This is a genomic window from Kribbella sp. NPDC000426 (genome assembly GCF_040300265.1).
In the GTDB taxonomy this organism is placed as follows: domain Bacteria; phylum Actinomycetota; class Actinomycetes; order Propionibacteriales; family Kribbellaceae; genus Kribbella.
The window spans coordinates 14,941-37,325 of the sequence record NZ_JBEPDK010000013.1 but is presented as its reverse complement, the minus strand read 5'-3'; the positions used below and the strand labels follow the sequence as shown (position 1 = coordinate 37,325).

The 22,385-nt window shown below is 68.5% G+C and carries 18 protein-coding genes; 13 read left to right on the top strand and 5 right to left on the bottom strand.

Annotated elements, in window-relative coordinates; all coding sequences use genetic code 11:
• The first annotated feature begins 3 nt into the window (after nucleotides 1-3).
• Complete coding sequence (locus tag ABT313_RS43205; RefSeq protein ID WP_350866668.1) at nucleotides 4-501, top strand: DUF2867 domain-containing protein; 498 nt, start codon at nucleotides 4-6, stop codon at nucleotides 499-501.
• Here the strand turns inward: ABT313_RS43205 and ABT313_RS43200 are convergent.
• Entirely contained in the window at nucleotides 458-2,284 is a 1,827-nt protein-coding gene (locus tag ABT313_RS43200; RefSeq protein WP_350866666.1) for an ABC transporter permease, read from the bottom strand. The two genes, ABT313_RS43205 and ABT313_RS43200, sit on opposite strands and share 44 nt — an antisense overlap.
• Nucleotides 2,285-2,354: 70 nt before the next feature.
• Complete coding sequence (locus tag ABT313_RS43195) at nucleotides 2,355-2,876, bottom strand: TetR/AcrR family transcriptional regulator (RefSeq protein ID WP_350866664.1); 522 nt, start codon at nucleotides 2,874-2,876, stop codon at nucleotides 2,355-2,357.
• 148 nt (nucleotides 2,877-3,024) lie between these two features.
• Between ABT313_RS43195 and ABT313_RS43190 the strand changes: the two genes are divergently transcribed.
• Entirely contained in the window at nucleotides 3,025-5,556 is a 2,532-nt protein-coding gene (locus ABT313_RS43190; protein ID WP_350866833.1) for a bifunctional FO biosynthesis protein CofGH, read from the top strand.
• A 456-nt stretch (nucleotides 5,557-6,012) separates the two neighbouring features.
• Here ABT313_RS43190 and ABT313_RS43185 read toward each other — a convergent pair whose 3' ends face one another.
• Together ABT313_RS43185 and ABT313_RS43180 are read right to left on the bottom strand one after the other, a co-directional pair.
• Nucleotides 6,013-6,639, bottom strand: a complete 627-nt coding sequence (locus ABT313_RS43185) for a hypothetical protein (RefSeq protein WP_134109944.1) — start codon at nucleotides 6,637-6,639, stop codon at nucleotides 6,013-6,015.
• A complete protein-coding gene (locus tag ABT313_RS43180) occupies nucleotides 6,632-8,554 on the bottom strand; it encodes an acyl-CoA dehydrogenase family protein (protein ID WP_350866662.1) in 1,923 nt (640 codons plus the stop codon). The genes ABT313_RS43185 and ABT313_RS43180 overlap by 8 nt, the downstream gene beginning before the upstream one ends.
• A 90-nt stretch (nucleotides 8,555-8,644) precedes the next feature.
• Here ABT313_RS43180 and ABT313_RS43175 point away from each other — a divergent pair, with 90 nt between their 5' ends.
• The 10 genes from ABT313_RS43175 to ABT313_RS43130 all read left to right on the top strand — a co-directional run bounded on the left by ABT313_RS43175 (nucleotide 8,645) and on the right by ABT313_RS43130 (nucleotide 20,904).
• The gene (locus tag ABT313_RS43175; protein WP_502884074.1) at nucleotides 8,645-9,049 is read left to right on the top strand and encodes a TOBE domain-containing protein; all 405 of its coding nucleotides are present in this window, start codon (nucleotides 8,645-8,647) and stop codon (nucleotides 9,047-9,049) included.
• Nucleotides 9,049-9,846 carry a molybdate ABC transporter substrate-binding protein gene (gene modA / locus ABT313_RS43170; protein ID WP_350866658.1) on the top strand — a complete coding sequence of 266 codons (798 nt, stop codon included), beginning with the start codon at nucleotides 9,049-9,051 and terminating at the stop codon, nucleotides 9,844-9,846. Before ABT313_RS43175 ends, modA begins: the two co-directional genes overlap by 1 nt.
• Nucleotides 9,843-10,649 (top strand): molybdate ABC transporter permease subunit, encoded by an 807-nt coding sequence (gene modB / locus ABT313_RS43165; RefSeq protein ID WP_350866656.1) that lies wholly within the window; start codon nucleotides 9,843-9,845, stop codon nucleotides 10,647-10,649. The genes modA and modB overlap by 4 nt, the downstream gene beginning before the upstream one ends.
• Entirely contained in the window at nucleotides 10,646-11,707 is a 1,062-nt protein-coding gene (locus tag ABT313_RS43160) for an ABC transporter ATP-binding protein (RefSeq protein WP_350866654.1), read from the top strand. Before modB ends, ABT313_RS43160 begins: the two co-directional genes overlap by 4 nt.
• Nucleotides 11,708-11,875: 168 nt before the next feature.
• Nucleotides 11,876-12,346 (top strand): DUF4429 domain-containing protein, encoded by a 471-nt coding sequence (locus tag ABT313_RS43155; RefSeq protein WP_350866652.1) that lies wholly within the window; start codon nucleotides 11,876-11,878, stop codon nucleotides 12,344-12,346.
• Nucleotides 12,347-12,853: 507 nt separating this feature from the next.
• Nucleotides 12,854-15,421 carry a class III lanthionine synthetase LanKC gene (gene lanKC / locus ABT313_RS43150; protein WP_350866651.1) on the top strand — a complete coding sequence of 856 codons (2,568 nt, stop codon included), beginning with the start codon at nucleotides 12,854-12,856 and terminating at the stop codon, nucleotides 15,419-15,421.
• A 4-nt stretch (nucleotides 15,422-15,425) separates the two neighbouring features.
• The gene (locus tag ABT313_RS43145) at nucleotides 15,426-15,563 is read left to right on the top strand and encodes a SapB/AmfS family lanthipeptide (RefSeq protein WP_130387812.1); all 138 of its coding nucleotides are present in this window, start codon (nucleotides 15,426-15,428) and stop codon (nucleotides 15,561-15,563) included.
• Between the two features lie 195 nt (nucleotides 15,564-15,758).
• Nucleotides 15,759-17,585 carry a prolyl oligopeptidase family serine peptidase gene (locus ABT313_RS43140; RefSeq protein ID WP_350866649.1) on the top strand — a complete coding sequence of 609 codons (1,827 nt, stop codon included), beginning with the start codon at nucleotides 15,759-15,761 and terminating at the stop codon, nucleotides 17,583-17,585.
• A gap of 14 nt (nucleotides 17,586-17,599) precedes the next feature.
• Nucleotides 17,600-19,234 carry an ABC transporter ATP-binding protein gene (locus ABT313_RS43135; protein WP_350866647.1) on the top strand — a complete coding sequence of 545 codons (1,635 nt, stop codon included), beginning with the start codon at nucleotides 17,600-17,602 and terminating at the stop codon, nucleotides 19,232-19,234.
• Nucleotides 19,231-20,904: an ABC transporter ATP-binding protein gene (locus tag ABT313_RS43130; protein WP_350866646.1), complete on the top strand. Its 1,674-nt coding sequence runs from the start codon at nucleotides 19,231-19,233 to the stop codon at nucleotides 20,902-20,904. Before ABT313_RS43135 ends, ABT313_RS43130 begins: the two co-directional genes overlap by 4 nt.
• Here the strand turns inward: ABT313_RS43130 and ABT313_RS43125 are convergent.
• Nucleotides 20,883-21,482, bottom strand: a complete 600-nt coding sequence (locus ABT313_RS43125) for a response regulator transcription factor (RefSeq protein ID WP_233714898.1) — start codon at nucleotides 21,480-21,482, stop codon at nucleotides 20,883-20,885. The genes ABT313_RS43130 and ABT313_RS43125 overlap by 22 nt on opposite strands.
• 102 nt (nucleotides 21,483-21,584) lie before the next feature.
• Between ABT313_RS43125 and ABT313_RS43120 the strand changes: the two genes are divergently transcribed.
• A complete protein-coding gene (locus ABT313_RS43120) occupies nucleotides 21,585-22,121 on the top strand; it encodes a DUF5946 family protein (RefSeq protein WP_350866643.1) in 537 nt (178 codons plus the stop codon).
• Nucleotides 22,122-22,385 lie beyond the last annotated feature (264 nt).

Below are 22,385 nucleotides of genomic sequence, written 5' to 3'. Positions count from 1 at the left end.
CCGGTGCCGACCGCCCTGCACGAACTCGACGACCTGATCCCGGACATGGACGAGATCGACGTGAAGACGGCGCACGGCGACGTGACGCTGCGGGAGTTCGTCGCGGGTGCGCTCGGCCACAGCCCGTTGTGGGTGAAGGGATTGTTCGCGATCCGGATCGCGGTCGCGACCGTACTGCGCCTCGAAACCGCAACCGTGCCGGACTCGCGGAAGATGAGTCCGGAGACGGTGAGCTTCACCCCGGGTGAGAAGGACGCGTTCTTCACCGTCATGCGCGGCGAAGAGGATCACTACCTGCTGCTGAAGATCTCCGACAACCACCTGATCGGCTATCTGGCGTTCATCACCGACAACGAGCGGCCGGCCAAGTTCCAGGTCGTCACCCTCGTGCAATACCTGCGACCGGCCGGGCGGTTCTACTACAACCTGATCCGCCCGTTCCACCACCTCGTCATGCTCAGTATGTGCCGAGCCGGCGAGACGTCGCACGCCAAGCAGTGAGCGCGGCCGCCGCCCCGACGACCACCAACGCCGACGCGAAGATCAACCCGAGCAGCCGCCACGGAATCGCCAACGCCGCAAGGCCGTAAGGCCCCGCAGCAATCCCGGCCAGCGCAGCCCCGGCAACCAGTGCTCCGAGCAGTACGCCGACCACCGCGACCGTCGCGGACTCCACCACGGCAACCGCAACGACCTGCCCGCGCGTCAGTCCGGCCATCCGCCCGAGCGTGAACTCGCGCCGCCGATCAGCAGTCGACATCACGACAGCGTTGACCACCGCGACGGCCGTGAAGATCCCCGCCAACTCCATCAGCGCGGCGAACAACCCCGAGTTGCTGCGCTGTTGCGCTTCACCTCGCGCTTCCGCCCACTCCTCGACGGTCTGCCCCTCCATCGTCGTACCGGGCGCGAGCTTGACCAGCGTCTCGGTCCGCCCACCGGCCGGCAGCAGGCTCCGCGGGATGAAGAAGTTCTCGCTGACATCGAGCGTCTCCGGCATGATCGCCACGACCTTCACTGCGATCTTTCTGTTGCCGAGAGCAACCTTGAGCACCGACCCGAGCTTGTAACCCGCCACCGCCATCCCCGGCCCGATCGCGATCGTCCGCCCGGTCAACCGATCCAGCGAGCCCTTCCGCGGCCGCAGCTTGTGCGTCTGCTGGTACGCCGCCGCATCGATCCCGATCGCCTCGGAGTACACGGTGTTCCTCCCCCGAGTGACAACGATCGGTACAGCGGTCTGGGCCGACGCCGCCACGATCCCCGACCCCGGCGCGACCGCGTGATCGACGACGACGTCCGCCGTGATCAACCGTTCCTGCTCCACCCCGACCGCCTTCGCCAGCGAGCCGAACGTCCCCCACAGCCCGACCACCAGTCCGACGAGCACGATCAACGGCGCCGCTGTGGCCGCACTCCGCCGTACGGCGTGCAACACGCCGGCCCGCGCGAGATCCGCGATCAAGTTGCCGCGGACAACGATTGCGGGCACGCGACCGACCAGCGGTACGACGACCGGGCTCAGCTGGCTCAACGCGACGGACCCGCTGATCATCACGACCAGCCCGATCATCAACCCCGCAACGAGATCCCGTGCCGCCTGCGCGGCGATCACCAGCACCACCGTGCCGAATGCCGCCGACAGCCCCCAGAACCATCGCCAGCCCGTCATCACCCGCCGTGCGGCCGATCCCTCCACGACCGCATCGAGCGCGTTGATCCGCGACGCCCGCCAGGCCGCCGCGAGGACGCCGGCCAGCGCCGTACTGACTCCGACGATCATCGCCGCCCACACCGCACCCTGGTCCCACGGCGCTTCGAACCAGCTCGGCAGCATCCCCAGCTGCACGAGCAACCACGACTGAGCCCACGTAGCCAGCGCTCCGAGCGGCAGACCGACCACGCTGCCCACCAGCCCGAGCAGTCCGGCTTCGGTGACCACCATGAGGCACAGATAGCCCCGCTGCGCGCCCACCAGCCGCAGCAGCCCGAACTCCCGCCGCCGCTGCACAGTCATGAAGCCGAACGTCGTACTGACGATGAACACACTCAGGAACACGGCCAGCATCACCGACATCCCCAGCAACGTCGAAGCGCCGACGTACCCCTCCCTCACCTGAGCCCGCCGGTACGCCGACAGCCCAGCCGGCAGCACGGGCCGGTCCGTCGCAGCCAGCATCTGCAGCCCGGACTGCACCAGTCCAACCCCGAGAGCGACAGCAACCACCGCACCGGCGAACAACTGCCACCTGGTCCGCAGCGCTCCGACAGACAACCTCAACATGTGGCTAGCCAACCTGCTCCGACCGCACCAATGCTCTGGCCCGAACACCCGACCACAGGTAGCCCGTGCGCTACCTCAGCACCTGCACCAGCGCCGCGACATCCTGCTGGTCAATCTCACGCGCACCGATCAGCGCCTGCATCAGCAACCCGTCCAGGGCGGCGACTAGCAGCGTCGCCTTCTGCGGGTCCGCCGTGAACGTACGTGCGATCTCCGTCAACGGCTCCAACCACGCCCCGGCCGTTTCACGGAGCTCGGGCCGGCGAGCGGCGTACAGGTAGAGCTCGTAGAGCGCCAGCGTCCGGCCACGGCGCCGTACGACGCTGTGCTCGATCAGCCGCGCCAGCTCATCGGCCGGGCGCGCGCCGAGCTCGCTGCCGCGACCGTGCAGCTCGACGGCGAGATCCTCCGCGGCCGAGCGGAGCGCAGCGACGAGGAGATCGTCGAGGGTCGGGAAGTGGTAGGTGATCGAAGCGACCGAGACATCGGCCGCGGCGGCTACGGCGCGATGGCTCACACCTGCGACTCCGTCGCGTTCAATGACGGTCAAGGTCGCGCGCAGCAGCTCGTTCCGCCGCTGCTCACCGCGCACCCGACGACCGTCCGCAACCCTCCTGACCTGCACGAACAGCAAACTATCAGGACGTCTGTACGGATTGTTTTTAGTGCCCGGAATCGGGAGATCGACCGGTTTTCCCGACTTAAGCTCGGATTTCGTGGCCAACGATCTGAGTACTGCGATGCGGCGCGCGTTGAAGCGTGCGGACGACGGCAAGACCCTCGACCCGGTGGAGGCGGAGGTGCTGCTCGGCGCGAGCGGCGACGCGCTGACCGCCCTGATGGCGACCGCGGCCCGCGTCCGCGACCAGGGCCTGGTCGACGCCGGCCGGGCGGGCATCGTCACGTACTCGAAGAAGGTCTTCATCCCGCTGACCCGCCTGTGTCGCGACCGCTGTCATTACTGCACGTTCGCGACGACACCGGGTCGGGTGCACGCGCCGTACCTCTCGCCCGACGAGGTGCTGGAGATCGCGCGGCAGGGCGCAGCTCTGGGGTGCAAGGAGGCGCTGTTCACGCTGGGCGATGCGCCCGAGGACCGGTGGGACGCGGCGAAGCAGTGGCTGGAGGAGGCCGGGTACGACAGCACGCTCGACTACGTGCGGGCGATGGCGATCCGGGTCCTCGAGGAGACCGGCCTGCTGCCGCACCTGAACCCGGGCGTGATGTCGTGGCAGGACCTGCAGCGGTTGAAGCCGGTCGCGCCGAGCATGGGGATGATGCTCGAGACCACCTCGCGGCGGCTGTTCGAGGAGAAGGGCCAGCCGCACTTCGGGTCGCCGGACAAGGATCCCGCGATTCGGCTGCGGGTGCTGGAGGACGCCGGGCGGTCGAACGTGCCGTTCACGACCGGGCTGCTGATCGGGATCGGCGAGACGCTCCCGGAGCGGGCCGACTCGATCTTCGCGCTGCGCAAGGTCGCACGGCAGTACAACGGGATCCAGGAAGTCATCATCCAGGGGTTCCGGGTGAAGCCGGACACGGCGATGCGCAACGACGCCGACGTACCGCTGGACGAGTGGCTGGCCGCGATCGCGGTCACGCGGATCGTGCTCGGTCCGCGGGCACGGGTGCAGGCGCCGCCGAACCTCGTCGACCTGGCCGAATGCCGTGCGCTGCTGGACGCCGGCGTGGACGACTTCGGCGGGGTGTCGCCGTTGACGCCCGACCATGTGAACCCGGAGCGCCCGTGGCCGCAGATCGACGACCTCGCGAAGGTGACGGCGGACGCCGGGTTCGTACTGCGTGAGCGGCTGACGGCACACCCCGAGTACCTGCGCGAACCCTGGCTGGACCCGCGGCTGATCTCGCACGTCGAGGCCTTGCTCGATCCCGCGACCGGTCTGGCGCGGGAAGACGCCAAGCCCGTCGGCCTGCCGTGGCAGGAGCCGGACGGCGGCGGGGACAGCGTCGGCCGAACCGACCTCCACACCGCGATCGACACCGAGGGCCGCCGTACCGAGACCCGCTCGGACTTCGACGCCGCGTACGGCGACTGGGACGTGGTCCGCGAGGACGTCGCGGCCCGCCGGGCGGCTGGCACATCTCTTCCGGTCGACGCGGCAGCTCGTGCCGCGTCCGCTCCGGCACGGGTCGACTCCGAGGTGAAGGCAGCCTTGGCTGCCGCCGAGCGGGACCCGGCCGGGCTGTCGGATGACCAGGCGCTCACGTTGATGACCGTCACCGGTCCGGCGCTCGACGAACTCGCGCGGATCGCGGACGAGCTGCGCAAACAGGTGGTCGGCGACGACGTCACCTACGTGGTGAACCGGAACATCAACTTCACCAACGTCTGCTACACCGGCTGCCGGTTCTGCGCGTTCGCCCAGCGCCGGACCGACGCCGACGCCTACTCGCTGTCGATGGACGAGGTCGGTCAGCGCGCCGAGGAAGCCTGGGTGATCGGCGCGACCGAGGTCTGCATGCAGGGCGGTATCCACCCCGACCTCCCCGGTACGGCGTACGCCGACCTGGTCCGGGCGGTCAAGGACCGGGTCCCGGAGATGCACGTCCACGCCTACTCCCCGATGGAGATCGTGAACGGCTCGGTCCGCACCGGACTGTCGATCGAGGAGTTCCTGATCTCGGTGAAGGAGGCCGGCCTGGACAGCATCCCCGGCACCGCGGCCGAGATCCTCGACGACGACGTCCGCTGGATCCTCACCAAGGGAAAGTTGCCCACGGCAAGCTGGATCGAGGTGATCAGCACCGCGCACAAGGTCGGCCTGCCGTCGAGCTCGACGATGATGTACGGCCACGTGGACGCGCCGCACCACTGGGTCCAGCACCTGCGCACGATCGCCGCCGTCCAGGACCGGACCGGCGGGTTCACCGAGTTCGTGCTGCTGCCGTTCATCCACCAGAACTCGCCGATCTACCTGGCCGGCGTCGCACGCCCGGGTCCGACGTACGACGAGAACCGGGCCGTGCACGCGATGGCGCGGATCATGCTGCACGGGCGCATCGACAACATCCAGTGCTCGTGGGTCAAGCTCGGCGTCGACGGCTGCGTCGCGGTCCTGAACGGCGGCGTCAACGACATCGGCGGCACGCTGATGGAGGAGACCATCAGCCGGATGGCCGGCTCCAAACACGGCAGCCGCAAGTCGATCGCCGAACTCACCGCGATGGCGACCGCCGCCGGCCGCCCGGCCCGGCAGCGCACCACGACGTACGGCGAAGTTCCGGCCCGCCCGTCGCTGGAACTCGCGTGACCGTTCCCCTGCAGGAGTCTTGACGACTGGTTAGTTGTTGCAGAAGGCAACATCTGCACGGAAAGTGAGGAAAGTTTTACTGAGCGTTGCCTACTTCAAAGGCAATGCAAATGTTTGAAGCGGATGATTCCCGGTAGTAGCGGCCCCGTGACAACGTTCTCTTGTCGGCGGCGGACGGGTCGCCGGCAAACGGGTCCAGGTGGTTGCCCGACGAGCTCCCGTCCGCGACCGGACTGTACCTCCCCTGCCGGCCTCGGAATGAGCTTCGGGCCCACCCTCCTTCGGGCCACTTGCCCTCTCGGGGCAACAGCAGGACGTCGGCCGTGCCGGTCGGGCGTTGGTCGCCAGTGAGGTGGCGACCAACGTCCGGCGCGGTCGGCGTTTCTATGCGGAGACTTCCTCGCCGTACTGGTGCTGCTGGGGACCAGTACGGCGGGGAAGTTCTGTTTCCAGGGGTCAGTAGGGGTAGGTGTCGTCGCGCCGGGTCGGGTCGAGGTCCCAGAGGGAGAACTCGACCACCTTGTGGGACTCCTCGCCGCCGCCCGGGATCAGCCCGAACGACTCGTACTCCTTCGAGCCGAGGCCATCGAGGTAGCAGAGCAGCTCGAACGCCGACTGCGCGTCCTCGATGTCGTCGATCACTTCGTCGTTCTGCGCCTCGTCCGCGCGGCTCCGCACGTACTGCACGAAAGCCTCGGGGTCGGTCACCACGTAGTCGTAGCGCGCCTGGTAGCTGAGCCGGACGCCGTCCTCGGGCAGCAGCGGCTCCCCGAGCTCCTCGAGGTCGTCCAGACCGCCGCCCTCGACGATCTCGCGGTAGTCCGCCGGGTCGTCGAAGTCGTCCGGTCCCAGCGGCAGGTCGTCCAGCTCGTCGGGGTCGTACGAGTCGATCCCGAGGAAGATGTCGCCCCAGCCGCGTTCGTGGACCGCGTCCGCGAGCGCCCGGGCCTGGACCCGGACGTTCTCGATCGCGCCGGTGGCCCGCAGGTCGTGCAGGTCCAGGGCGTCGGCCTGCTCGAGCAGGACCCGGGCGAGTTCGCGGGCGGCTTCGGCAGCCGACGCGGGTTCGATCGACTCACTCATGCTGCGACGGTACAACCATCGGCACCTCCACTGCTGAGCCCGGTACTCCGAACGCGTCGACCAGCTCCACCGCAGCGGGCCGGACGGCCGCGCACAACTCGTTGACCAGCGCCGTGATCGCCTTCGACCGACCGCCCGACAGCCGCCCGTGCTCGAGGTACCACGCGCGCTCGGCCTCGATCGTCGCCAGCGCATGCAGGTCGTACAGATCCTGCAGCCGCTGCCTGATCTCTTCCGGCGCATCCTGCACCGCGGCCTGGAATGCCTCCAGGACGACCCGGTCGACGTGCGCCCGCCCGGCCGCGATCACGTGGTCCTGGCACCGGTTGAACACCTCGAACGGCTCGTCGCCGGCATCGATCCCGGCCTTCAACCGCCGCGCGACGCCCGACAACATGTGCTCCTCGCGGAACCGCAGCAGGCCCGAGTGGTACGCATCGTCGCGCAACCCCGCATCCGGATCCGCCGCATCACTCCGATTCGGTACGGCGTCCCGCAGCCGCTCGATCACCGGTCGCAGCGCGGCCTTCTCGACCGCGATCTCCACGGCCTGCGCTGCCACGAACCGCGCCGTGCTGAGCGGGTCGAGCTTGCCGAACGACTCCCGATAGTCGGTCAGCAGACCCTTGGCCACCAACTGCAGGAGAACGGTGTTGTCGCCCTCGAACGTCGTGAACACATCGGTGTCCGCCTTCAACGTGGCCAGCCGGTTCTCCGCCAGGTAACCGGCGCCGCCGCACGCCTCGCGGCACATCTGGATCGTCTCGGTCGCGTGCCACGTCCCCAGCGCCTTCGTGCCGGCGGCCTGCGCCTCCAACGCCCGCCGGTCGTGCTCGTCGCGATCGTCGTTGAACACCCGCGCGAACTCCTCGACCAGCTCGGCCTGCGCGAAGTGCAACGCATACGTCCGCGCGAGCAACGGCAGCAGTCGCCGCTGATGCATCCGGTAGTCGAGGAGCACGGTCTCCTCGGCACTCCCGGGAGCGCCGAACTGACGCCGCTGGTCGCCGTACCTGATCGCGATCGCCAGCGCGACCTTGCTCGCGTTGATCGCCGCGCCGCCGACGGACACACGTCCTTGTACGAGTGTCCCGAGCATCGTGAAGAACCGCCGGTCCGGGTTCTCGATCCCGCTGGTGTAGTTGCCATCGGCATCGACTTGGGCATAGCGATCCAGCAGGGCGTCGCGCGGCACCCGGACCTGGTCGAACACGATGCGCCCGTTGTCGACGCCGTTCAGCCCGAGCTTCGGCCCGCAGTCCGACAGCGTCACGCCGGGCAGCGGCGTCCCGTCGTCGGCCCGGATCGGCACCAGCAGGCAGTGCACGCCGTGACTCTCACCGCCGACGACTAGCTGCGCGAACACCGCCGCCATCCGCCCGTGCCGCGCTGCGTTACCGATGTAGTCCTTCCGCGCCTCCTGTGTCGGTGTGTGTACGACGAACTCTCCCGTCGCCTCGTCGTACGTCGCTGTCGTGCCGAGCGCCTGCACATTCGACCCGTGACCGGTCTCGGTCATCGCGAAGCAGCCGAGCAACCGCCCGCTGACCGCCTCCGCCAGGTAACGCTCGTGATGCTTCTCCGTCCCCAGATGCAGGATCGCGCCGGCGAACAGCCCGAACTGCACACCCGCCTTCACCATCAGCGAAAGGTCACCGAAGGCCAGCGTCTCGAACCCCGCGATGAACCCGCCCAGATCACCTTCCCCTCCGTATTCCTTCGGATATCCACGCGCCGGCAGCCCGTCCGCAGCCGACTCCAGCAACAGCTCGAGCACCTTGTCCCGATACTCGTCCCGCGGCAACCGCACCGCCAGATCCGCCAACTCACCGTGCGCACCCAACCGGGCTCGCACAACGTCCCGCGCCGCCTTGTGCGGCCCGTCCAGGTAGTCCCGCATCCCCGATGTGCTCATGTCCTTAACTTATGCGGATTGGCACCCGCGATCCGTCATCGGTTCGTAACTGTGGACAACCTGGCACCAATCCGCAGATGCGGCGGTAAGCTGACCTCCGTGCCGAACTTGCGGGTTAGTGAGGCAGCCGCACTGCTGGGGGTCAGCGACGACACGGTTCGGCGCTGGATCGATCAGGGGCGGTTGCCGTCGAAGCAGGAGAACGGCCGGATGGCCGTCGACGGGCAAGCGCTCGCCGCGTTCGCCCAGGAGCTGGCCGACTCCCCGGAGCCCGGCCACACCGCCGCCGCCTCGGCCCGCAACCGGATGCGGGGGATCGTCACCCGGGTGCTGAAGGACGGCGTGATGGCCCAGGTCGAGATGCAGGCGGGGCCGTTCCGCGTCGTGTCGCTGATGAGTCGTGAGGCCGCGGACGAGCTCGGGCTCGAGCCCGGGGTGGTGGCCGTCGCTTCGATCAAGTCCACCCATGTCGTCGTCGAAATCCCGGAGGCCTGATGTTCCGTCGTACCGCGTTCGCCGCCCTCGCCACAGTCGCCGCGCTCGCCTTGGCCGGTTGCGGCGACGACAGCCCGGCCGCGTCGTCCTCGCCTTCGAGCACGTCCAGCAGCTCCAGCAGCGCACCGGCTGTGTCCGGCACCATCAACGTGTTCGCGGCCGCGTCGCTGACCGGGACGTTCACCCAGCTGGGCAAGGACTTCGAGGCCGCGAACCCGGGCACGAAGGTGACCTTCAACTTCGCCGGCAGCTCGGCGCTCGCCAAGCAGATCAACGAGGGCGCGCCGGCGGACGTGTTCGCCTCGGCGGCGCCGAAGAACATGGACGACGTGAAGGACAAGGGCACGCCGACGAACTTCGTCAGCAACACGCTCGAGATCGCCGTACCGAAGGGGAACCCGGGCAAGATCACCGGCCTCAAGGACTTCGCCGACAAGAACAAGAAGATCGCGCTGTGCGCCGTGCAGGTTCCGTGTGGCGCGGCGGCCGACAAGGTGTTCAAGGCAAGCGGGATCACCGCGCAGCCGGACAGCCTCGAGCAGGACGTGAAGGCCGCGCTGACCAAGGTCGGTCTCGGTGAGGTCGACGCCGCACTGGTCTACAAGACCGACGTGCTGTCCGCCAAGGACAAGGTCGAGGGCATCGAGTTCCCTGAAGCCAGCAAGGCCGTCAACGAGTATCCGATCGCCACGCTGACCAAGGCTCCGAATGCTGCCGGCGCCCAGGCGTTCGTCGACTACGTCCTGTCCGACAAGGGCAAGGCGGTCCTGAGCGCGGCCGGATTCTCCGCGCCGTGAGTCGTCGTGGCAGGAGTACGAGCGGGCGGCTGCCCCTCGTGCTCCTGCTGCCTGCACTCATCGGACTGGCGTTCCTGGTCGTCCCTCTGATCGGACTGCTCGTCAAAGCGCCTTGGTCGACCCTGCCTGCGAAGCTGCACAGTGCTGACGTCTGGCAGGCGCTGAAGCTATCGCTGGTCTGCGCTACGTCCGCGACAGCACTATGTCTGGTGCTGGGCGTTCCGTTGGCGTGGTTGCTGGCCCGGGGTGGTCTGCCGGGGCGCAGCTTGATCCGTGCCTTCGTGACGGTTCCTCTGGTGCTGCCGCCGGTGGTTGGCGGCGTGGCACTGCTGCTGGTGCTCGGGCGACGCGGACTGGTCGGCCAGTACCTCGACTCGTGGTTCGGGATCTCCTTGCCGTTTACAACTGCCGGCGTGATCGTGGCGGAGGCGTTCGTAGCTATGCCGTTCCTGGTGATCTCGGTGGAGGGTGCATTGCGTGCAGCCGACCCGCGGTACGAGGAGGCCGCTGCGACGCTCGGTGCTGGTCGCTGGACGACGTTCCGCCGAGTGACTCTGCCGTCCATTGCGCCAGGGATCGTTGCCGGGACTGTGCTGTGTTGGGCACGTGCCCTGGGTGAGTTCGGCGCGACCATCACCTTTGCCGGCAACTTCCCCGGCCGTACGACGACTATGCCGCTGGCTGTCTACCTGGCGTTGGAGACCGATCCGGATGTGGCCGTCGTACTGAGTCTCGTGCTGCTGCTCGTCTCCGTCGTCGTACTAGCGTCTCTGCGCGAGCGCTGGATCAGCGGGCTGCAATGACTCTGTACGCCGACCTCCAGGTGAGACGTGGTTCGTTCGCGTTGTCCGTGGACCTGACCGTCGAGCCAGGTGAGGTAGTCGCACTCCTGGGTCCCAACGGTGCAGGCAAGACCACTGCGCTCCGTGCGATCGCCGGACTGCTCGCGCTGGACGGCGGACGCGTCGCACTGGACACCTCTGTCTGGGACGAGCCGCCGCGCACCTTCCGTACGCCAGACCGCCGACCGATCGGCGTGGTCTTCCAGGACTACCTTCTCTTCAACCACCTGAGCTGCCTGGAGAACGTTGCCTTCGGCCTCCGAGCCCGTGGCGCCGAGAAGCAGACCGCCCGCGCAGAGGCTGCCCGTTGGCTGGAGACCGTGGGGCTGTCGGAGTACGCCCGTACTCGCCCTCGCGCTCTGTCCGGCGGCCAAGCCCAACGCGTGGCCCTGGCCCGCGCCCTGGCCACCGACCCCGAGCTACTGCTGTTGGACGAACCGCTCGCCGCGCTGGACGCCAGCACCACACTCCACGTCCGAGCCGAACTAGGCCAACACCTCCGCCGCTTCGAAGGCCGCACCTTGCTGGTCACCCACGACCCGCTCGACGCGATGGTCCTGGCCGACCGCCTGATCATCATCGAGAACGGCCAGGTAGTCCAAGAAGGCAAGCCGACCGAAGTAGCCCACCGCCCCCGCACCGACTACGTGGCCCAACTGGTAGGCCTGAACCTCTACCGAGGTACGGCGACCAACACCACCGTCCACCTGTCCGACGGCGGCACCATCACCCTCGCCGAACCAGCCACCGGCCCGGTCCACGTAGCCTTCCCACCCACCGCCGTCAGCCTCTACCCCACCGCCCCCGCCGGCAGCCCCCGCAACACCTGGCCCGCAGTAGTAACCGGCATAGAACAACACGCCCACACAGTCAGAGTCCGCCTCACCGCCTCCCCCACCGGCCCAGCCGACCTCCTCGCCGACATCACCCCCGCAGCCGTAGCCGACCTCCACCTAACCCCCAACCAAACCCTCCAAGCCACCCTCAAAGCCACCGAGGTCCACACCTACCCGGTGTAGGTAGACGTCGCCAGGTGATGCGCAAGCATGTGGGCCGTTCGGCAACGTCTTGAGCGGAAAGCCGTAAGGCGTCGTCGCCGGGGCGATTGACCAACGGGTCTCGGCGCCATGTATCACGACCCACTGGTCGTGCCTCTCCTCAGGACACTGGAAGAGAGGCGGGGAGCGGTGGAAGTCAAGGGCCACAACGGGACCGTTGTTTGGGACGGAACGTTCATTACGATCCGGCGGAAGGGATTCCTGGCACGGGCCACGATCGGGAAGGGCGAGAAGCGAATTCCGGTCGGGTCTGTTACTGCCGTGCAGTGGAAGCCTGCAGGCGCGCTCGTCAACGGGTTCATTCAGTTCACCCTCGGCGGTGGGAACGAGGCGCGCTCGCGATTCGGGGCACAGACGATGGACGCGGTACATGATGAGAACAGCGTGATCTTCGTCAAGAACCAGATGCGTGCGTTCGATGCTCTGCGTTCCGAGATCGAGCAGGCGATCGCTGCCCGGTACGCTCCGCCGGTCCAGGCAGCGGCACCAGCGTCCGATCCGCTCGCTCACCTGCGGCAGTTGGCTGAGCTCCACGCAGCCGGTGTTCTGTCCGACGAAGAGTTCAACGCGAAGAAGGTCGAGATTCTCGGACGACTCTAGGCTGGGTTCTCTCTCCAGCTGCCGATGCGCTCGGAGGCCGCTCACGACAATCGGCGATGTCGCCGTCGGGCGTGGTTCCGTCCCCGTGACCACGCCTGCCCCTGAGGACAGGCTTCGGTCAAGCAGTCGCCACGAGCGGCAGCTCGCAAGTCGCCGGCGGCAGCCGGCAGGGATGCACCGGCGATGAGCCGGGGTGGGTGGGAGCGCACGGAGTGGCCGCGCTGAGGAGCGGAGCGACGAGGGAAGCGGCCGCGTAGTGCGCGCGGGCAGACGCCGTACGAGGCACAAGGTGTGGGGTTACGGGTTGTGATGGGTTCGGGACGGATTGACATGTTGTAACGGGCGGATTCGCGCTCAGGTTGTGCAGTACGGTAACGAAGAGTGTTTAGTTACTCACTCGTAGTGTGTGGGTTCTTCACACGAGAGTGATGACATCGTGCACTACGCCGAGCCCTGTGGTGGCGCCCAAGATGTGGCGGGGCACCACGAAAGGGGGGTCGGACAGTCATGCATGAGAGTTACGAGTTCTACTGCCTTGCGGATCGGCGGTTCTACGAGACGCCGGCCAATCGCGGTGCTCAGCATCCGGATTTCGCCATCGCCGAGCGGGCGGTGCCGGACGGGTGGCGGCATGTGCCGGGTGAGCAGTGGATGCACTACGCGCCCGACGATCTCCGGCTGCCCGCGCAGGGGTGGAAGATCCACGTGTCGGCACGGTTGCAGGACGTGGAGCGGACGCTCGAGGCGGTGTGGGAGTACTGCGTCCCGCGCGGCATCGCGTTCAAGTTCCTGCGCAACGAAGCCGTTCTGGTGATGGTCAACTCCAAGGCTGCTCCCCGCGGGTCGAGCGGCAAGCTGGTGACGATCTACCCGACCGACGACGCGCAGTGCGAGCTGGTCCTGAAGGAGCTCGACGAGATCCTCCGCGGCGTCGAAGGCCCTTATATCCTGAGCGATCTGCGCTACGCCGAAGGTCCGCTCTTCGTCCGGTACGGCGCCTTCGTCAGCCGGCACTGCCTGTCGGCGACCGGCGAACGCGTGCTCGCGATCGAAGATGCCCAGGGCAACCTTGTCCCGGACCACCGCGGCCCGACCTTCGTCACGCCGCCGTGGATCACGCTGCCGGACTTCCTGCAGCCGCACCTCGAGGCCCGCAACGCGGTCACCACCAACGACCTCGCGTACACGATCGACGGCGTCATCCAGTTCTCCAACGGCGGCGGCGTGTACGTCGGCCACCACAACGAGACCGGCGACCGCGTCGTCCTCAAGGAAGGCCGGCCGTACGCCGGTCTCGACATGGCCGGCCGGGACGCGGTCGCGCGGATCGCCCACGAGCGCGACATCCTCGAGCAGCTCGACGGCCTCGACGCCGTACCGAAGACGCACGACTACCTGCAGCTGGGCGAGCATCACTTCCTCGTGCAGGAGCACATCGACTCGGTGTCGCTGCAACGCGAGCTGGTACGCCGCTATCCGCTGACCCACCCGGACGCGACCGAGGCCGACAAAGCGGAGTACGCCGAATGGGCGACCGCGATGATCGCCAAGGTCGGCGAGGCCGTGGGCCAGCTGCACCAGCGCGGTGTCGTGTTCTGCGACCTGCATCCGGACAACCTGCTGCTCGACGCGGACGGCAAGCTCACACTCATCGACTTCGAGGTCGCGACCAAGGCCGAGGACCAGGCCCGCTCGACGCTCGCCCACCCCGGGTACGCCGCTCCGCAGGACCGGCAAGGCGTCGACGTCGACCGGTACGCGCTCGCCTGTATCGCGCTCGGCGTCTACGCGCCGCAGGCAACCATCTTGCTCAACCTCCATCCCGGCAAGGCGTTCCAGCTCGCCGACATGATCGCCGACACCTTCCCGGTGCCGCGGGCCACGCTCGACGAGGCGGTCAGGACGATCGTCGGCCCGGGCAAGACGCACGACCCGGCGATGGTCGACCTGGCGCTGCCGGGCGAGGCCGAGTGGACCGACGTACGCGACGCCCTCACCAGGGCCATCGTCGCCAGCGCGACCCCCGAACGCACCGACCGCCTGTTCCCCGGCGACATCGCGCAGTTCCGCGACGGCGGCGGCATCGACCTCGCCACCGGTGCAGCCGGCGTGCTCTACGCGCTGAGCAAGACCGGCTCGCGGCTCCCGCAGTACGACGAATGGCTGCGCAAGCGGGCCCTCGACACCGAGACCGGACCGGGTCTGTACGACGGCCTCCACGGCGTCGCACACGTCCTTGGAGAGCTCGGCTACCGGCAGGACGCGCTCGACCTGGTCGACCGCACGCTCACTGACGACTGGAGCTCCCGCGAGCTCGGGCTGCACTCCGGCCTCGCCGGCATCGGCCTGAACCTCCTGTACTTCGACACCGAGCCGGCGCTCCGTGCCAAGGCCGTCCGCGTGCTCGACCTGGTCGCCGATCGGCTGCAGGTCGACGTACCGGAGATCAGCGGCGGCCAGCACGCGCGCGCCGGGCTGATGTACGGATCGTCCGGGCCGGCGCTGCTGTTCCTCACCGCGTTCGAGCAGCTCGGCGACACCGGGCTGCTCGACCTGGCCGAGATTGCGATCCGGCAGGACCTCAAGCGGACAGTGCTCACCGACGACGGGATGCGCCAGGTCAACCAGGGCTGGCGGACCCTGCCGTACCTCGAAGAGGGTTCGGCCGGCGTCGCACTGGTCCTCGAGCGCTACCTGCGCCACCGCCCGTCCGAGGAGCTCGCAAACACGCTCCAGGAGCTCAAGCGAGTCACGCACTGCGATTACTACGTCCAGCCCGGCCTGTTCATGGGTCGCGCCGGCCTGCTCCTCTCCGCCGCTGCACTCGGCGAGGATCAGGCAACGGTCGACGACCTCGTGCACGGTCTCGGCTGGCACGCGATGCCGTTCGAGGGCGGCCTCGCGTACCCGGGCAACCAGCTGCTCCGTCTCTCGATGGACCTGGCGACCGGATCGGCCGGCGTACTGCTGGCCCTGGGTGCGGCGCTGCACGACGCGCCGGTCGCCCTCCCGTTCCTCGGACCTCCCCAGTGGTCCGAGTCCATATCCCGACGACTTGCACCGAAGGAGGTGTAAACACATGGCACTTCTCGACCTTCAGGGTCTGGAGACCCCGGGCTACGGCCACGGTGGCCACCACCACGGCGGCTCCACGCTGACCGTGCTGGGCTGCGCTTCGCAGACCCCGAGCAACCTGAGCCTGCTGCTCTGCCACTGATACGGCACCTGTTAATGCCAGGTAGTGAGGCCCTGGGTGGGCGTTGTCCCACCCAGGGCCGACCTGCATTCAGGGCCGGAGCAAGACCCCCGGTGGCCGACTCGCCTCGGTCGCCGGGCCGCTTCTTGTAGCTCAGCGACCCAGCGCTCGTTGTGTTGGTGGGGGACGGAAGAAGAGAGTGAGGTGATCGATTCCGTGCAGTCTTATCCATGCGCCGAGCGCTTGCCGCTCGTGGAGCAGGTGCACGGTCGGAGCGTCGCGGACCCGTACCGCTGGCTCGAGGACTCCTCGGCCGCGGAGACCGAACAGTGGTCAAGGGCTCAGGACGATCTGTGGCTGACGTACGCCGGCACGCTGACCAGCCGATTCGCCTGGAAGAACCGGGTGCGACAGCTGTCCGAGGTCGGCAGCGTGTCCACACCCGTCTGGCGAGGCGGCCGCTGCTTCACGCTGCGCCGCGAGCCAGGCCGCCAGCCCGTACTGTTCGTCGACGAGACCCCGCTGATCGATCCGAAGCAGCTCGACCCGACGGGGCCGACCACGCTCGACGCCTGGCAGCCGTCACCGGACGGCACCAAGCTCGCGTACCAGCTCTCCCGCGGCGGCGACGAGCGCTCGACCCTCAGCATCCTCGACATCACAACGGGCCAGCTCATCGACGGCCCACTAGACGGCTGCCGGTACTCCCCTGTCGCCTGGCTCCCCGACGGCAGCGCGTTCTACTACGTCCGATTCCGCCAGGTGCGACGCCATCGCCTGGGCGACCCCGACGACACCACGATCCTCGACCGCGAGGCGTCGTACGGCCTGGAGCTCAGCGCCGACGGGCGCTGGCTGACCATCTGTACGACGGACGACCTGTGGTTCGCGGACCTGTCGAAGGACGAGCCACCGGCGCACCTCCCGCAAGACACCACCACGATCATGTCGGTCGGCCCCGACAACCGCCTGTACGTCGTGACGGCCGACGGGATCCGCATCGGCGACCCGGCCGAGCCGACCGTCTGGCGTGACTACATCCAGCTCACCGCACCGCTGACCGGCCTCGCGATCCTCGACGAAGTCGTCCTCACAAGCACAACCAGCACGATCACTGTCCACGACCGCGAGACCGGTCGCCGGCAGGGCACCATCGACCTCCCGGGCGTCGGATCGGTCGGATCACTGAGCGCCCACGAGAACCGTGCCTGGTTCACCTACACGGACAGCGTCACGCCACCGACGGTCTACTGCTACGACGCGAGCACCGGCCAGACAACAGGCGCCGGCAGCGCCCGGGAAGCAGAGACACAGACACTGAGCTACACCTCGCGCGACGGCACCGAGCTCGAGCTCCAGGTGATTGGCAAGCCTGGTGGACCGGCGATCCTCTACGGGTACGGCGGTTTCGGGCAGGCGCTCACCCCGACGTACTCCGCCTTCGCGCTCGCCTGGGTCGAGGCCGGCGGCGCGTTCGTGACCGCCACCGTTCGCGGCGATGCTGCACACCGCGACGCAACCAAGCAGCAGACGATCGACGACTTCATCGCCGCGGCCGAGTACCTGATCGGCGAAGGCTGGACCACGGCCGACGAGCTCGCCATCTGCGGTGAGTCCAACGGCGGTCTGCTCGTCACGGCTGCCCTGACCCAACGCCCAGAGCTCTTCGCAGCAGCCGTCGCATCGGCCCCGCTCACCGACATGCTCCGCTACGAGCTCTCAGGTCTCGGCGACCGCTGGACCGCGGAGTACGGCTCGGTCAAGGACGCGGACGACTTCGAGACGCTGGCGAGCTACTCGCCGTACCACCGGGTCCAGAGCGGCGTGAAGTATCCGGCCGTCCTGCTGACCGCCTTCGGGAACGACACCCGCGTGGATCCCTTGCACGCAAGGAAGATGTGCGCAGCGCTCCAGCACGCAACCGCGAGCCAACGGCCGGTGCTGCTCAGATTCGAGCCGGACGCAGGCCACACGACCGGTGGCATCAACCTGGCCGCCGACATGCTGGCCTTCCTCGCCACCGAGACGGGCCTGGACCGATGATCACCTTCCAAGAGGTGGCGAAACGTGGTCGCGGTTGGCTTCCGCTGATCGGACTCAACGCGCTCATCGGTAGCGGCGTGACACTCGCGCTCCCAACCATCCTCGGTCGTTCGGTCGATGCGATCGTCTCGGGCAACGGCTACACCCGCTGGCTGATCGCCGCCGCCGCGCTGATCGGTCTGGGCATCGCCGCAAGCATCGTCGACGCGTTCGCCGGCGCAGCCTGTGTCGCTGAAACCACCGCCTGGCTGCGCCATCGCCTCGTCCGGCACGTCGTCCGCGGCGGCCCGGCCGGCACGCGCGACTTCGAGACCGGCGACCTCGTCACCCGCGTCTCCGCCAACGCGACCGACGCCGCCCAGGCCGGGCCGGCCGCCGTGACAGCCATCGCAGCGATCGCGCCGCCACTCGGCAGTCTGGTCCTCCTGGCGCTGATCGACCCGTGGCTCGCTGCCGCCTTCTTCGGCGGCGTACTGCTGGTGATCCTCGTCCTGTGGACGTTCGCCAAGCGGACCGCCGACGTCAGCCTCAACTACCAGGAGACCCAGGGCCGCATCGCCGCTTTGCTGTCCGAGTCGCTCACCGGCATCCGCACGATCACCGCCGCCGGTACGACGGAACGCGAGGAGCAGCGCATCCTCGGCCTCCTCCCCGAGCTCCACCGCAACGGCGTCGTCACCTGGCGGATCCTCTCCCGCTCCGGCGCACAGGCCGCAGTCGTCGGCCCGCTCGTGCTCGTCGCCGTACTCGCGGTCGGCGGCCTGCAGCTCGTCGCCGGCCACATCACCGCGGGCGAGCTGTTCGCCGCCTCGCAGTACGCCGTCCTCGGCGCGGGCCTCGGCAACCTGACCGGTGTCCTCGGCGAACTCGCCCGCGCGAAAGCCGGGGTACACAGGTCCGCCGAGGTGATCGCGATCGACACGATCGCCCACGGCACGCTGCCGGTCCCGGCCGGACCGGGCCAGCTCAGCTTCGACGGTGTCAGCGTGGTCGCCGACGGGACTGTCCTGCTGGACAACGTGAACCTCGACCTTCCTGGCGGCGTCACGGTCGCTGTGGTCGGTCCGAGCGGTGCCGGCAAGTCCGTCCTCGCGGCGGTCGCGGCCCGACTGCGGGATCCGTCGACCGGCCAGGTCTCGCTGGACGGCGTACCGCTGCAGGCCATCAGCCGGCATGAGCTGCGGAGCGCGGTCGGCTGCGCGTTCGAGCGTCCGCAGCTGGTCGGCCGGACGGTGGGCGAGGCGATCGATCCGCACGCGGTCAGCCCGATCCGGGCACTGGCCGCCGCCCGTGCGACCCACGCCCACGACTTCGTCAGCCGGCTGCCCAACGGGTACCTCACTTCGTTGCGCAAGGCACCGATGTCCGGCGGCGAACGGCAACGGCTCGGCCTCGCCCGGGCCTGGTCCGCCAGTCGGCTCCTGGTTCTCGACGACGCCACGTCGAGCCTCGACACGGCCACCGAGCGCCAGATCAGCCGCACATTGACCGAGGACCGGCACCACCGCACCCGCCTGATCGTCACGCACCGTCCCGGGACCGCGGCCCGCGCCGACCTGGTCATCTGGCTCGACCACGGCCAGATCCGCGCCATCGCCCCCCACGCCGACCTCTGGCACAACACGTCGTACCGAGAACTTTTCGGATGAAGCGGGAGCTGTCGTACGGCGCTGCGGCGCTGCGGAGGCGGGCCACGGTCAAGCTGGTCGCGTGGTCGGTTCCGGAGATCCTGCCGACGGCGGTGTACGGCATCGCGGTGGCGCGCGCGACCGACAGTTTTCTCGCCGGGCACGCGTGGCAAGGCATCGCCTGGCTCGCCGGGCTGGTCGCCACAGCAGGGCTCGGCGCGGCCGGGGCGCGACAGGTCTATGCACGGCTCGGCGATCTCGTCGAGCCGCTCCGCGACGACCTGGTACGCCGGGTCGTCGGCGGCGCGCTGCGAGGTGGGGACGACGGCGCCGTCGCACGATTGAATCGGCAGGTGGAGATCGTCCGCGACACGTTCGCTGGACTGGTCCTGGTACTGCGCAGTTTCGCGGTCACGCTGTTCGGCGTGCTGGCCGGATTGTTGTCGCTCGCTCCGCTCGTCGCGGCGTTCGTCGTACCGCCGTTCCTCGTCGGGTTCGCCTTGTCGCTGGCGGTGCTGGGGATGGCGGCGGATCGGGTGCGCGCGTCGTTGACGGCCGATGAGGATCTGGCAGCGTCGGCGGGCATGGTGTTCGGCGGCGTACGCGATATCACCGCGGCCGGCACCGAGGAGTACGCCGAATGGCTGGTCGGCCAACCGATCGAGGCACACGCGGCGGCCGAGCGCGCACTGGCGAAGGTCGCGGCCCTCCGGACGCTGTGCTTCGCCGTCGGAGGTTGGCTGCCGCTGCTGATCCTGCTCGCGACCGGGCCGTGGCTGGTCGACCGCGGTGTCAGCACAGGCACGCTGCTCGGTGGACTCACCTACGTGCTGATCGGCTTGCAGCCCGCATTGAACACGGTGATGAACGCCCTCGGCGACAGCGGCCTGCGGTATGTGATCACGCTCGGCCGGATCCTCGACACCTCAACTCCCACGGACCAGCCGCGGCCGGTCGAGGACGTCAAGGGCTACCAGGTCCGGCTCCAAGGCCTCACGTTCGCCTATGGCCCGAAGGCCGAGCCCGTGCTCGACAAACTCGAGCTGACCATCCCCGAGGGCGAGCACCTCGCGGTGGTCGGACCTAGCGGCATCGGCAAGTCGACACTCGCCGGCCTGGTCTGCGGCATGCTCACCCCGACGAACGGCCGTCTGCTGCTCGGCGGAGCACCGCCGACCGAGGTGGCCACCGAGGAGCTCGCAAAGACACGAGTGCTGATCCCACAGGAGGCCTACGTCTTCAGCGGGAGCGTGCACGACAACCTCACCTATTTGTTGCCCGATGCAACGACAGCGCAGGTCAGGCACGCTGTCGAAGCGGTCGGTGCCACGCAGCTGATCGATCGACTGGACGACATCAAACCCGGCGAGCTGTCGGCCGGCGAGAAGCAGCTGATCGCGCTGGTCCGGGCCTATCTCTCCCCCGCACCGCTGGTCGTGCTCGACGAGGCGACCTGCTTCCTCGACCCGGAGGCCGAGCGTCAGGCCGAAGAGGCGTTTGCCAAGCGCAACGGGACGCTGATCGTCATCGCGCACCGGATCAGCTCGGCCCTGCGCGCCCGCCGCATCCTCGTCCTCGACGGCAACAAGGCCGCGATCGGCACTCACGCGAGCCTGATGCGCACGTCCCGCCTCTACCGGGACCTCCACGGCAGCTGGGCGCCCAGCCCTCAGATCCAGCCCGCGTCCTGAGCCTTGCGGATCGCCTCGATCCGGCTCCGCGAACCGGTCTTGGCGAGGATCCGGGACAGATAGTTCCGCACGGTCCCCGCGCTCAGGCTGAGCGTCCGCGCGACCTCCTGCGCGGTAGCTCCGGTCGTGACCTGGCGCAGCACTTCGCACTCGCGATCGGTCAGCGGATTGTCACCCGCCTTCAAAGCAGCCACAGCGAGCCGTACGTCGACGACCGGCAGCCCCTTCGCCACGTCGCGGACAGCCTGCACCAGCTGATCGGTCGTCGCGTCGGTCGCGATCAGCCCGATGCGCGGCGCCTGTTTCACCAGCGCCAGCGAGGTGGCTGCGATCGCCTCGTGGTCGATCAGCACCAGGACGCCGCGGCCGGCGAGCTTGCGGCAGAGCTCCTCGATCCGGATCCGGCCGGGCAGCTGTGGATCGAGCAGGAAGACATCGGGGCGCCGCCCGGCCACCTGGAGGACATCCTCCGAGCGGTCCAGCTCGGCCACCACGTCCAGGTCGTTCTCTCTTGCCAGCACCGCGGCCAGTGCACCACGCACCAACGTGCCGCGATGGCCGAGAGCCACTCGGATCACGCCTACTGCCCCCATCACATCCGTCGCCTCATCCGCCGGCTACCGCGACCCCCGACGGTAAATCCAGCTGCCGGACGGCGGTGCCCGTGCTTCGATCAACGAGTGAACTCGCCCGATGGCACGCACGAATCAACGGTTTGTCCTGGCTGCCGCGCCGTACTTCCATCGTCGGAGTGGCCGGACACCCCGAAGTACAACGCCTCGCCGGAGTGCGCGGAGGTCGCCGGTGAGCTGCTCGGGTTCGAGGTCCGGAACGCGGCCCGCCTCGGGTACCTGCACCAGCTCCGGATCGACGCGTACGGCGGGCAGCACGTCAACCCGGACGCCCCGCGGATCGGCCCGGTGTTCGCGCTGAACGGCCTCTACATGTACTTCGAACGCGGCTCGGGCAACCTCGACGTACGCACCGCCCACGGCATCATGGCGAACTCGTACGACGACTGGCCGCGGCTCGTCCCGCCGGACCGTGTCGGCGAGCTCACGGCGTACGACGTGCTGATGTCCGGCGGGGTCGACGAGGTTGAGTCGGCCCTGCTCAAGTGGGCCCGGCAGGTCTGGGAAGCCTGGCCCGAGGACGCGCGGGAGACGATCCGGGAATTGACCGTGGAACTGGTCCCGGAACGCTATTTCCACCGGTGATAAACCGATCGGTTCCAGGCTGTCGCCGATCGGCGTGTCGGCCCGGAAACCGTTCTGTTGTTGGGGTTTCGGTACGTCAGAGGGTGGAAAAAGTTCGGGGCAGATCCGGATCTGGTCTTGCGTTTCGCAGAAACCTCACCGAGGATGACTCAGGTCGCGTCGTTACCGTGGCGTGATCATTCGGACGCTGTCCTGTGACCTGCTGTGGGATGTGTCCGGATTGCCCCTCCCCCTGCACGAGGGCCTGGTGTGCCCCACCATGCC